The following is an 11,947-nucleotide window of genomic DNA, read 5'->3' as shown; positions in this document are numbered from 1 at the left end:
AATGTTGAGTGTTGAATTGGCAGACTTTCAATGGTTTGGTCGCCTGTCAAATTCGATACTCAACTTTCAACTCAGCACTCAACATTCAACACTCAACACTTCTAAGATGCTCAACCGCCGCCTCCTTCGTATCAAAGTCATGCAGTCGCTCTACTCCTACCACCAGGCGGTGGGAGCCGATTTCCTGCTGGCGCAGGACCGCATCGCGGCTGCTTTCGAGCCCGACCTGACGGCCAAAGAGGCCCCCGACCGCCGCAAGCTGGAAGGCCAGCGCAAGCTGGGCGACGCCCAGCTCCGCGACTGGTACCGCACCGGCAACGCCCCTGAGAAGACGGACGACAAAGCCGTGGACAAGGCCGTGGCCGACGCCATCAACTCCTTCCAGAACCAGGTGAAGAAGGACGCCGACCTTTACGCCGGCCAGCTGCTGGTGGGCGCCGAAAGCATTCACGACCAGTACCTGCACCTGCTCAACCTGCCCAAGGCCCTGCTGGGCGTGCTGGAGGAAGAGCAGAGCCGCGAGGAGCGCCGCCGCCTGGGCCCCAGCGAAAACGCGTTGGATACCAGCCGCCTGCACCAGAACAAGGCCATTGCCAAGCTGATGGCCAACGAGCAGCTGCAAAGCACCACCATCCGCCGCAAGCTGGCCTGGGAAGGCGCCGAGGAACTCGAAGCCCTCACGGCAGCCTGGCAGGAAATGAAGGCCGACGAAACCATCTTAGCCTACCTCAACGGCAAGGACACCGACGCGCCCGAGCTGGACTACAACACCGACCTCGAAATCCTGCGCCACATCTACAAGGACTTCGTCTTCAAAGGCGAAGCCCTGCCGCGCCAGCTCGAAGCAGCGGATTTGAACTGGGAGGAAAACCGGCCCATCGTGCGCAACTTGGTGCTGAAGACGCTGAAAATGCTGCCCTTCGAAGCCGACGAGAAGCAGGAACTGATGAACCTCTCGGCCAACTGGCAGGACGACCGCGAGTTTGCCGAAACGCTCTACAAGCAGACGCTCATCGAGGATGACAAGATGGAGAAGCTCATCGCCGGCTCGGTGCAGAACTGGGACGTGGAGCGTGTGGCCTTGCTCGACAAAATCATCCTGAAAATGGCCCTTACCGAGATGCAACTCTTCCGCGGCATTCCGGTGAAAGTGACCATCAACGAATACATTGAAATCAGCAAGCTCTACAGTACGCCCAAGAGCAAGCAGTTCGTGAACGGTATTCTTGACAAGCTGGCGACGGACCTGGCCGCCAGCGGCGACATCCGCAAATCGGGCCGCGGCCTGCTGGACAACCAGTAGCGGCCAGCGCGGCGGAGCAGCAACTTTATGGCCTATGCATGCCTGGCGGCTGAACATTGGGCCGATATAGCCACTTTTGCATCTACAGCCGCGTTTCTTCGTACGCAGCCCTGAAAACATTCTCACCTTACTCCCTCTCCGATAACCATGGCTAGCAAAACCACCACCGGCATCCTGTGCTTTGCAGGCGGCGCCCTCGCCGGCGCAGCCCTTGGCTTGCTCTATGCGCCCGAACCCGGCACCGAAACCCGCTCCTGGCTCAGCTACCAGCTGGAGAAGTACCGCTCCGTGCTGGCCGACCTCACCGACAGCTTGGTGACCAGCCGCGAAGGCGCAGGCCAGTCTTACGCCAAAAGCGAAGGCCAGCGCGTGATTTCCGACGCCAAATCCAAAGCCGAGCAACTGCTGGGCGACGTCGACCAGCTCATCAACCAAATCAATTCCCGCAAGGGCGCTTAATTTTTTCGGGTCGCTAAGTGCTTGACGGAATGGGTGAATGAGGGAACGACCGATAAATTTCAGTCTTCGCTCATTCATCCATTCCGTCCTTTGTGCTTACTCCCAATCACTCATTACCCAGTACGATGCACGTAGTAACCCTCATTCCCGGCGACGGCATAGGCCTCGAAATCACGAAAGCGGTAACCGATATTTTCGCTGCGGCGCAGGTGCCGGTACAATGGGAAGAGCAGAACGCGGGCCAGACCACGTTTGACCAATCGGGCGAGTTGATTCCGAACGCGCTGCTCAAATCACTGGAAAAGAATAAGGTGGCCCTCAAAGGCCCCATCACCACGCCGGTGGGCAAAGGCTTCCGCAGCATCAACGTGACGCTGCGCCAGAAGTACGACCTCTACCAGAACGTGCGCCCCAGCAAAACCACGTCCGGCATCCAGACCCGCTACGAGGGCATCGACCTCGTGCTCTTCCGCGAAAACACCGAAGGTCTGTACTCCGGCCTGGAGCTGTGGGATGAGCGCCTTGGCATTGCCGACGCCATTGCCCGCGTCACGGTGGAGGGCTCGCGCAAAATTTGCCGCGCCGCCTTCGCCTACGCCGCCAAGCACGGCCGCAAAAAGGTGACGCTGGCCCATAAAGCCAACATCATCAAGATGGCCGGCACGCTGATGATTAACGCCTGCAAAGAAGCCAGCCTGGAGTTCCCCGAGATTGTGTTCGAGGACAAAATCATCGACAACATGTGCATGCAGCTCGTGGGCAAGCCCGAGCAGTTCGACGTGATTGTAACCACCAACCTGTTCGGCGATTTGTTGTCGGACCTCTGCGCCGGCCTCGTGGGCGGCTTGGGTGTGGTGGCTGGCGCCAACATCGGCGACAACATGGCCATTTTTGAAGCCGTGCACGGCTCGGCGCCCGACATCGCCGGCCAGGGCAAAGCCAATCCCACCGCCCTGCTCCGCTCGGCCTTGATGATGCTGCATCACTTGGGCGAGCACGCCAAAGCCGAACAAATCGACAAAGCCCTGGAAGCCACTTTGCTGAACAAGGAAGAATGCACCGGCGACCTGGGCGGCAAAGCCAGCACCAGCCAGTTTGCTCAAAGCATTATCGCCAAGCTGTAGTTTTTTAAAGTAATCGGTATTGAGTAGTCAGTAATCGGATAAACTCTTGTCTGACTACTGACTACCCAATACCGATTATCAGTTACATCCTATGAAATACCAGATTCTCCTGGCGGCCACGCTTCTGCTGGGCGCCTGCAACCGCGACAAAACAGAGGCCGGTACCGAAGGCATGAACGCGGCCGCCAACGTGACTTCCGACGCTGCCAACCCCACCATCGACAACCCCAATGTGGTAAATGAAAGCGAGGCCGTCAACCCCAATGCGCCGGTGATGAAATTTGCCGAGCCTGAGTTTGACTTCGGTGACATTCAACCCGATAGCAAGGTCAATCATACGTTCACCTTCACCAACACCGGCAAGTCGCCGCTGCTGATAGAGGACGCCACTGCTTCCTGTGGCTGCACCACGCCCAGCTGGACCAAAGAGCCCATTGCCCCCGGCGCCGAGGGCAAGATTGAGGTACAGTTTGACAGCCGCGGCAAACAAGGCATCATCGGCAAGCAGGTGGCGGTACGGGCCAACACCCAGCCCACCATCACCACCATATTCATCAAAGGCAACGTGCTGACGGCCGGCGACAAAAAGCCACTTTAATCCGCATCTATTTATTTTAGCATCATGCTGTTGACTTTGCTCTTGCAAGCCGCCACTGGAATGGACGTTACCCAGCTCATCATTCCCATTGCCATTGGCTTGGTGTTTTACTTCTTTATGATTCGGCCCCAGCAGAAGCGCACGGCCGACGCCAAAGCCTTCCGCCAGTCGCTGGCAAAGGGCTCACGCGTTGTCACCATCGGCGGCCTGCACGGCTTGGTGGTCGACCTGACTGATGAAACCGTGGTGGTGGAGGTAGACCGCGGCGTGAAGCTGCGCTTCGACCGTTCGGCCATTGCCCGTGAGGTGGGTAGCAAAGCCACCGCTGCGGCCACCGAAACTCCTGCCGCTAGCTAGCCATGGCCGGGCCCCTCACCCGGGCCAGCCGGCTCGTGCGCTGGTTTGTGCGGCCCTTCGCGGGGCAGGAGCCCAGCTTTTACCGCGCCGTGACGGCCTGTTTGTTGGCCGCCGGCCTGTTCTGGCAGATGAATGCCCTGAACAAGACCTACACCACCCGCGTGAGCTGCCCGCTGGCCTGGCACTACGACTCGGCCCGCTACGTACCGCTACGGCCGCTGCCGACGGCGTTGCCGGTCACGGTCACGGGCCAGGGCTGGCGCTTGCTGCGGGCCAACATGGGCTGGGGCACCCACCCGGCCGACCTGCGCCCCGTGCCCTTGCCCGGCACCCGCTACCTACCGCCCGAGGCCTGGCGCCGTGGCCTGCAAATCGCCCTGGAAGGCGTGCAGGTGAACGAATGGGCCGGCGACACCCTGCGCCTCACCTTCGACCGCTACGCCACGCGCCGCCTGCCCCTGGTGTTGGTTTCGGATTCTGCCCAGGAAAAAGCCGCGCACCTGACTCCAGCCGTCGCGGCATTTCGCGGGCCAGCCACTTTGATTAACGCGCTGCCCAGCCCTTACCCCGTCGCCCTGCCGCCGGGCACGCCCGATACCGACGGTACGGAAGTGGCGCTTGTTGCTCCCGCGCAGGTGCGGCCGTCCGTCTCCAGCGTGCGCGTCATCCAACCGTCCGCTTCGGCCCAGCCGCGTGCCCCCAAAGCCCCCAAACCCTGACTATGTTGCGCATTGGCATCACCGGCGGCATCGGCTCGGGCAAGAGCATTGCCAGCCGCTTATTTCAGGCCCTCGGCGTGCCTACCTATGACGCCGACTCGCGCGCCCGCTGGCTGATGGAGAACGGCGCCGAACTGCGCCAACAGCTCAGCGCCGCCTTCGGCCCCGACACTTACGATGCCGCCGGCCGGCTCAACCGCCCGGCGCTGGCCGGTACGGTGTTCAACAACCCGGCGCTGCTGGCCCAGCTCAACGGGCTGGTACACCCGCACGTGGGCACCGACTTTGAGCAGTGGGCCGCCGCCCAGGCCGCCGCCGGCCACGCCTACGTGCTCAAGGAGGCCGCCCTGCTCTTCGAAGCCGGCTCCTACAAGCAGCTTGACCGCGTCATCATGGTGTATGCGCCGCTGGCCGTGCGGGAGGCGCGCGTGCTTCGGCGCGACCCGCACCGCTCCCTGGCCGAGGTGCGGGCCATCATGGCCAAGCAAATGAGCGAGGAAGAGAAAATGCAGCGGGCCGACCATGTGCTAACCAACGACGACGCACAGCCGCTGCTGCCACAGGTGCTGGCCCTGCATGCGGCGTTCAGCCAGCCGGCGGGGGCATAAAAAAGGCTGCTTCTTCCGAAACAGCCTCCTATACAAACTTGCTCTTTTGAGTTACAATCGGCCCGAATAATCTTCCAGGGTGTCAATTACTTTGAGCAGCTGCGGCACTGCCAGGGAGTAATAAATTTTGGTGCCCACCTTGCTTGATTTCAGCACGCCCCGGTCTTTGAGGGTGATGAGGTGCTGCGAGGCAATGGCCTGCGGCAGGTCGAGGGCTTGGTAGATATCGGTAACCGACATTTGGCTGTCCTTGCCCTTGGTTTTGCCCAGCAGGTCAACTATAGCCAGTCGTTTGGGATGCGAGAGAACCTTGAGCATAGCCGCGGCACGGTCCAACTGTTGCGCTTCAACACGCGAATGCAATGGTTTCATGAAGTCGATAAAAAGTGAACGGGAAAATGGAAGAGTAGGATAACTGAAATACAGTCGTGTTATCGAGGTAGTTCCGACACCACTACGCAAAAGAGGGGAAAACCGCTTTATTTCCCACTATAATACTTAAGTATTCGAAGGTTTTATTCTATTCGGAATGCAATTCGAATCCTCGGCGGGGGCAGCAATTGGCCCATACCTTTACAGCTGTGTTTTGAAAGATGCTTTTTTGACCTCAATCGATGCTTGACTTACTCACAAAATTTGAAAACAAGCGCCCCGAAATCGTCTTCGAGTGGCAAGACGCTGAAACCGAAGCCGAGGGTTGGGTCGTCATCAATTCCTTGCGCGGCGGGGCCGCCGGCGGCGGCACGCGCATGCGCAAGGGCCTCGACAAGCGCGAGGTGGAAAGCCTGGCAAAAACGATGGAGGTCAAGTTCACGGTATCAGGGCCGGCAATCGGTGGGGCAAAATCGGGTATCAATTTTGACCCGCAGGACCCGCGCAAGCGCGGCGTACTCGAACGCTGGTACCGGGCCGTGTTCCCACTGCTGAAAAACTATTACGGCACTGGTGGGGACCTTAACGTAGACGAGATACATGAGGTTATTCCTATTACTGAGGAATACGGTCTTTGGCATCCGCAGGAGGGCGTGGTGAACGGGCATTACCGCGCCACCGAACCCCAAAAAATCCAGAAGCTGGGCCAGCTTCGCCAGGGCGTCATCAAAGTGGTGGAAGACGCGGCTTTTTCGCCCGACCTGGCCCGCAAATACACCGTGGCCGACCTCATCACCGGCTACGGCGTGGCCGAGGCCGTGCGCCACTACTACCGCCTTTGGCCCGGCACCGACTTGCGCGGGCAGCGCGCCATCATCCAGGGCTGGGGCAACGTGGGCGCGGCGGCGGCCTACTACCTGGCCGGGCAGGGCGTGCGCATCGTGGGCATCATCGACCGGGCCGGCGGCTTGCTGAGCGCCGAGGGATTGGGCCTGGAAGAAATCCGGGCGCTGCTGCTGGCCCGCCAGGGCAACGCCCTCACGGCCGACCAGTTGCTGCCGTTTGCCGAAATCAACGAGAAAATCTGGTCGGTTGGGGCCGACATCTTTATTCCGGCCGCTGCGTCGCGCTTGGTAACGCGCGGGCAGGTGGAGCAACTGGTAGCCGGGGGCCTCAAGGTGATTAGCTGCGGCGCCAACGTGCCGTTTGCTGACCCCGAAATCTTCTTCGGCCCCACCGGCCTGTTCGCCGACGAGCGCACGGCCGTGGTGCCCGATTTCATTGCCAACTGCGGCATGGCCCGCGTGTTTGCCTACCTGATGGAAACCGGCGCCGAAATCACCGACCAAGCCATTTTCGCCGATACCTCGCGCATCATCGGGGCCGCCCTGGAGCGCACGCACGCCGAGAATGCGGCGCCTACCGGCATTGCGCAGCGCTCGTTTGAGATGGCGCTGCGGCAGCTGGTATAAGTTTTTGTCATTTGTAATCACCTGTCGCCCTGAGTGTGGCGAAGGACATTCCCACGTTCGCATAAATCGTTATGTCGTGAGAAGGTCCTTCGCTCTGCTCAGGATGACAGACAATTGTCACCGCCCCAACGGTAGCATTTTTATTTGCTAACAATTTGATAACTTTGACGCCCTACTTTTGGTCGCCCCGCTTCCGGGGCGATTTTGTTTTTGTAGGAATTCCCACCTCGACAATATGTCTACTCTGAAAAAACCCAAAACCAGCAAAACCAAAATTGCTGACGACATGCTGAACGCCGGCAGCGGCAAAACCATCAAGCAACCCAACGTCAACGACGACAAGCTAACTTCCATCACGGAAATGCGCCAGAGTGCCAACGGCGAAAGCGCCATGGCCCTGGAAGACGAGCAACGCCTGCGCAAAGCCTTCGTCGACAAGGACTGGAACGAGATTAAAATTGCCGACAGCTGGCAGATTTTCAAGGTGATGGCCGAGTTTGTGGAGGGCTTCGAGAAGATGTCCAAAATCGGCCCGTGCGTAAGCATCTTCGGCTCGGCTCGCACCAAGCCCGAGAATCCTTACTACCAAATGGCCGAGGAAATCGCGGCCAAGCTGGTGCGCCACGGCTACGGCGTCATCACGGGCGGCGGCCCCGGCATCATGGAAGCCGGCAACAAGGGCGCCCGCGCCGAAGGCGGCAAGTCGGTGGGCCTCAACATTGAGCTGCCTTTTGAGCAAACGCACAACATCTACATCGACCAGGACAAGTGCATCGACTTCGACTACTTCTTCGTGCGCAAGGTGATGTTTGTGAAGTACGCGCAGGCCTTCGTGGGCATGCCCGGCGGCTTTGGCACGCTCGACGAGCTATTTGAAGCCATGACGCTGATTCAAACCAAGAAAATCAGCCGCTTCCCCATCGTGCTGGTGGGCTCGGCCTACTGGAACGGCCTGTTTCAGTGGATTAAGGACGTGATGCTGCACGAAGAGCACAACATCTCGCCCGAGGACCTGAACCTGGTGCAGATTGTGGACGACGCCAGCGAAGCCGTGAAAATCATCGACGACTTCTACCACAAGTACCTGCTGTCGCCGAATTTCTAGACCACAGATTTGTCGGATTTCTCCCGAATTCCACGGGTTTTGTAGGCAACAGCCTTCCGCTTCGAAACCATTGACAGCAAAAGCCGTTTCTTCGGGAGCGGCTTTTTTTGTCGGTAGCTTGCGCCGCTTCCGTTGCCCTTTCACAATGCCTGCTCCTCCCCTCGCTTCTGATTCTGATTTTGACTACCTCATTGTGGGCGGCGGCGCAGCGGGCCTGAGTCTGGCGTTTCACATGGCGCAGGAGCCACGCTTGGCCACAAAAAAAGTATTGCTCATCGAACCCGAAGCCAAAGACCAAAATGACCGCACCTGGTCGTTCTGGACCGATGTGCCCACGGTTTTTGACGGTGTCGTAGCACATGAGTGGAGCCAGATTGCCTTCCGCAGTCCCGGCTTTGACAAGATTATTGACCTGGGGCGCTACCGCTACAAGACCATCAACGGGCTGGACTACTACCGTTTCGTGCGGCGCGCGCTGGCCGATAATCCGCAGTTCCGTTTCGAGCAGGGCCACGTGACGGCGCTGGAGAATACGGCTAGCGGCGTCCGGGCCACTACGGCCACCGGAGCGTTCACGGCCCGCTACGGCTTTGATAGCCGGCCGCCCGACCTGGCGAAGCTCCGGCAGCCGGAAAAGCACCGCTACCTGCTGCAGCACTTTGTGGGGTGGGAAGTGGAAACCGATGCGGATGTGTTCAACCCGACGACAATGGAGTTCATGGACTTCCGCGGCGAGCAGCAACACGAGGCACGGTTCATCTACGTGCTGCCCTACACGGCCCGCAAAGCACTGGTGGAGTACACCCTGTTCTCCGAAAACGTGCTGCTGAAAACGGAATACGAGGCCGCCATTCGAGACTATCTGACCAATACGCTGGGCCTAAAAGCCTACCGCATAACCGCCGAGGAAGTCGGTGCCATCCCGATGACGGACCACCCGCTACCGGCCCGCCACGGGCCGCACATTATCAACCTCGGCACGCGCGGCGGGCGCGCCAAGCCCAGCACCGGCTATGCCTTTAAACGCATTCAGCAGCACTCGGCGCGGCTGGTGGCGGCGCTGGCCGGCACCGGCCACCCGCCGGTGGATGCCACCGGCGATAAATGGCAATTTAAGCTGTTCGACACCTTACTGCTCGATATTATGAAGCGGCGCGGCGAGAGCACGCGCGACATTTTCCGGCAGTTGTTCGAGCGCAACCCCGTGGAGCGCATTTTCCGCTTTCTGGACGAGACGACTTCGTGGGCCGACAATTTCCGCATCATGAATTCGGTGTCGCCGGGGCCATTCATGCGTTCCATTGCGCACGTGCTGCGCGGGCGGCCGGGCCGGCGCGCCTAAGTGTGCCCGGATTCTTCCGCAGCTCATTCAGCGCAAAATGGGCGCTTGTTCCAGCCAGTGGCGGGCTTCCTGCACAGAAGCCGCGTTGATGGGCCGTAGCTGCGGCTGCGGTTCTGACAGGTTCAGCAAGAAACCGGTCAAATCAGACAGGTTGTCGAGGTCGTGCGTGCTGCAGAGCACCGTTTTGCCCTGCGTGCTGGCCCAGCCGTGCAACAGGCTGAACACCTGGCGGCGGTAGTACACGTCGAGCTGCTGGGTGGGCTCGTCGAGCAGGTACACCTGCGCATCCTGAAGGCTGAGCTGCGCCAGCCACACCAGCTGCTGCTCGCCGCCCGATAGCTGGGTGAAGTCGCGCCCGGCCAGGTGCGCCATGCCCACGCGGGCCAGGGCCACATCGGCCAGCGCATAATCTGCTGGGGCATACGCGCTGAGCAGGCCGTGGTGGCGGTAGCGGCCCATCACCACCAGCTCACGCACGGAAATGGCAAAGTCGATGCTGCCGCGCTGAGGCAGGTAGCCCAGCAAGCCTGCCGAGGCGGCCCGCTGCAGGCCGCGCACTTCCTGCCCCAGCAACTGCACGCTGCCTTGGTAGGGCAGCTGGCCAGTAAGCACCCGAAACAGCGTGGTTTTGCCGCTGCCATTATGACCCACCACCGCTACAAAGGCTGGCCCCGGCAGGCACAAAAAAAGGTTGCGGACCAACACCCTACCGGGGTAGCCCGCAACCAAATTTTCTATTTGGAGTGCTTGGTGTTTGGTTGTTGGTGCTTGGCTCATTGTTGGTAGTTAATCCTGGAAATAGCCAAGCACCAACAACCAAGCACCAAGCGCCATTAATACTCGTCCTCGTTGAACATGAAGTCCTCCTTGGTGGGGTAGTCGGGCCACACTTCCTCGATGTTCTCGTAGGGCTGGCCGTCGTCTTCCAGGGCTTGGAGGTTTTCTACCACTTCCATGGGCGCACCCGAGCGGATGGAAAAGTCAATCAGTTCGTCTTTGGTGGCCGGCCAGGGAGCATCTTCCAGGTAAGAAGCCAGTTCGAGTGTCCAATACATAGGGAGTCGGATAAAAAAAGGTTGGCGAAGGTAACAATTTCCAGTTAAGAAACAAGGTCCTCTAAACCGGGGCTTTTGCGACAACGCAAAAGCCCGACCAAAGTTAGCCAGCGGCCTGCGCCTGCTGGGTAAACAGCGCAATCAGGTCGTTTTTCGTGCGGATTTTGCGCTCAAACGAACGGATTTTGGTTTGCAGCATCTGCCGGAACGACTCGTTGGCCGCGCTGGGGCTGAGCTTGTCGAGGTTGTCGCGCAAGGTTTCGAGCTCGGCGTGGTCGTCCTTGAGCAACTCGCGCAACGTGCTGGCCCGGAAGCGGGCGCGCTCGGCCGGGGCGGTAGGCACGGGCTCGGTGGCGGCGCGCTTGCGCAGGTGGTACTCCAACGCACTGAGCTCGAATATCTTGTCGCAAGCCACCATGAAGCGCTGCCAGATGCGGTCCGACTCTTCGCCCCGCACGGTGCCCACCTGCTTCCATTCGGCCTGCAAGGCTTTGGCCTGATGAATAGCCTCCTGCGGCGGCACGCTCATCAGCGCCTCGGCGCGTTCGGCCAGGGCGCGTTTACGGGCCAGCAGCACGTCGGGCGTAGCGGCGGTGCCGGCACTGGCGGCCTGCTGGGAGGCAATGTGCGTTTTGAGGCGCTCGAAGAAGTGGTTGTTGGCGGCGCGAAAGCGCGTCCAGAGTTCGGAAGCCTGCTTTTTGGGCAGCGTGCCGTTCACTTCACGCCACGCCTGCTGCAGCTGCTTGAGCTGGCGCGAGGTGGTTTCGAACTGGTCGGAATCTTTCAGGCTTTCGGCCTGCTGAATGAGGTCGCGGTAACGGTTCTGCACCCGCGTCACCATGGCTTTCTTGTCGGACTGGAACGCCTTGCGCCGGTCGAAGAACTCCTGGATGGCGGCCTGGAAACGGCTTTCCAGCTGCTCGGTCATGCCCTTGTCGACGGGGCCGGTTTTGAGCCAGCCCTGGCGCAGGTCCTTTACCTTTTCGCTGGCCGATACCCACTCCACGGTGTCGCGCAGGGCCTCGGCTTCCTTGATGAAACCGAGCTTGGTAGCCAGGTTTTTCTCCCGGTTCTGGGCCACCGTTACACCAATGGCGTCTTCGGCGTCGGTGAGACGGCGGTGCAGGGCCTCAAAATCGCCGAGGCCGTCGAAGGTTTGCAGCTGCTCTTTGAGGTGCAGGGCCTTCATGAGGAAGGAGCCTTTGTTATCGCTGGCTTCCATTTTGGCCAGCAAGGCATCAATCTTGGCGCTTAGCGTTTCAAAGCGTTGGGCGAAATAGAGCAGCGCCGCGTCGTCCGTTTCTTTGACCAGGCCAATCTGGCGGGCGGGCTGGGCAAGCACGGGGCGCAGCCACACGCCGCCGGCTTCCACGTAGCCGTAGCGCTGGGCTTCGGCCAGCAAGTGGTCGGTTGGTTCCATACTAAATGTGTAA

14 protein-coding genes are annotated in these 11,947 nt (G+C 60.1%); 10 read left to right on the top strand and 4 right to left on the bottom strand.

What is annotated here, in order from left to right; translation table 11 throughout:
* The first annotated feature begins 106 nt into the window (after positions 1-106).
* From nusB to coaE, 7 genes are all read left to right on the top strand, one after another.
* Positions 107-1,303 (top strand): transcription antitermination factor NusB, encoded by a 1,197-nt coding sequence (gene nusB / locus MTP16_RS06620; protein ID WP_243517043.1) that lies wholly within the window; start codon positions 107-109, stop codon positions 1,301-1,303.
* Between the two features lie 147 nt (positions 1,304-1,450).
* A complete protein-coding gene (locus MTP16_RS06615; protein WP_243517041.1) occupies positions 1,451-1,762 on the top strand; it encodes a YtxH domain-containing protein in 312 nt (103 codons plus the stop codon).
* Between the two features lie 125 nt (positions 1,763-1,887).
* Positions 1,888-2,886, top strand: a complete 999-nt coding sequence (locus MTP16_RS06610; protein WP_243517039.1) for an isocitrate/isopropylmalate dehydrogenase family protein — start codon at positions 1,888-1,890, stop codon at positions 2,884-2,886.
* Between the two features lie 91 nt (positions 2,887-2,977).
* Positions 2,978-3,484: a DUF1573 domain-containing protein gene (locus MTP16_RS06605; RefSeq protein ID WP_243517037.1), complete on the top strand. Its 507-nt coding sequence runs from the start codon at positions 2,978-2,980 to the stop codon at positions 3,482-3,484.
* A gap of 24 nt (positions 3,485-3,508) precedes the next feature.
* The gene (yajC, locus tag MTP16_RS06600; protein ID WP_317244093.1) at positions 3,509-3,841 is read left to right on the top strand and encodes a preprotein translocase subunit YajC; all 333 of its coding nucleotides are present in this window, start codon (positions 3,509-3,511) and stop codon (positions 3,839-3,841) included.
* Between the two features lie 2 nt (positions 3,842-3,843).
* Positions 3,844-4,560 (top strand): YbbR-like domain-containing protein, encoded by a 717-nt coding sequence (locus MTP16_RS06595; RefSeq protein WP_243517035.1) that lies wholly within the window; start codon positions 3,844-3,846, stop codon positions 4,558-4,560.
* Positions 4,561-4,562: 2 nt separating this feature from the next.
* Positions 4,563-5,168, top strand: coding sequence for a dephospho-CoA kinase (gene coaE / locus MTP16_RS06590; protein ID WP_243517025.1), 606 nt, complete (start codon positions 4,563-4,565; stop codon positions 5,166-5,168).
* A gap of 51 nt (positions 5,169-5,219) precedes the next feature.
* Here the strand turns inward: coaE and MTP16_RS06585 are convergent, their stop codons facing one another.
* Positions 5,220-5,540, bottom strand: coding sequence for an ArsR/SmtB family transcription factor (locus tag MTP16_RS06585; RefSeq protein WP_190926467.1), 321 nt, complete (start codon positions 5,538-5,540; stop codon positions 5,220-5,222).
* Positions 5,541-5,782: 242 nt separating this feature from the next.
* On the opposite strand from MTP16_RS06585, the gene MTP16_RS06580 reads away from it, so the two are divergent.
* The 3 genes from MTP16_RS06580 (at position 5,783) to MTP16_RS06570 (ending at position 9,459) form a co-directional block, all read left to right on the top strand.
* Positions 5,783-7,012 (top strand): Glu/Leu/Phe/Val dehydrogenase dimerization domain-containing protein, encoded by a 1,230-nt coding sequence (locus MTP16_RS06580; protein ID WP_243517023.1) that lies wholly within the window; start codon positions 5,783-5,785, stop codon positions 7,010-7,012.
* A 391-nt stretch (positions 7,013-7,403) separates the two neighbouring features.
* Positions 7,404-8,117, top strand: a complete 714-nt coding sequence (locus MTP16_RS06575) for an LOG family protein (RefSeq protein WP_380286578.1) — start codon at positions 7,404-7,406, stop codon at positions 8,115-8,117.
* A gap of 145 nt (positions 8,118-8,262) precedes the next feature.
* Positions 8,263-9,459 (top strand): lycopene cyclase family protein, encoded by a 1,197-nt coding sequence (locus tag MTP16_RS06570; RefSeq protein WP_243517020.1) that lies wholly within the window; start codon positions 8,263-8,265, stop codon positions 9,457-9,459.
* Positions 9,460-9,486: 27 nt separating this feature from the next.
* Here MTP16_RS06570 and MTP16_RS06565 read toward each other — a convergent pair whose 3' ends face one another.
* The 3 genes from MTP16_RS06565 to MTP16_RS06555 form a co-directional block, all read right to left on the bottom strand.
* The gene (locus MTP16_RS06565; protein WP_243517017.1) at positions 9,487-10,164 is read right to left on the bottom strand and encodes an ABC transporter ATP-binding protein; all 678 of its coding nucleotides are present in this window, start codon (positions 10,162-10,164) and stop codon (positions 9,487-9,489) included.
* A 128-nt stretch (positions 10,165-10,292) separates the two neighbouring features.
* The gene (locus tag MTP16_RS06560; RefSeq protein ID WP_035561220.1) at positions 10,293-10,514 is read right to left on the bottom strand and encodes a DUF2795 domain-containing protein; all 222 of its coding nucleotides are present in this window, start codon (positions 10,512-10,514) and stop codon (positions 10,293-10,295) included.
* Between the two features lie 103 nt (positions 10,515-10,617).
* Positions 10,618-11,934, bottom strand: a complete 1,317-nt coding sequence (locus MTP16_RS06555) for a DUF349 domain-containing protein (protein WP_243517015.1) — start codon at positions 11,932-11,934, stop codon at positions 10,618-10,620.
* Positions 11,935-11,947: the final 13 nt, after the last annotated feature.

The sequence above is a fragment of the Hymenobacter monticola genome (assembly GCF_022811645.1).
GTDB classification, from domain to species: Bacteria; Bacteroidota; Bacteroidia; order Cytophagales; family Hymenobacteraceae; genus Hymenobacter; species Hymenobacter monticola.
Note: the sequence above shows the minus strand (reverse complement) of the source record. Positions and strands in the feature narration are given on the sequence as shown.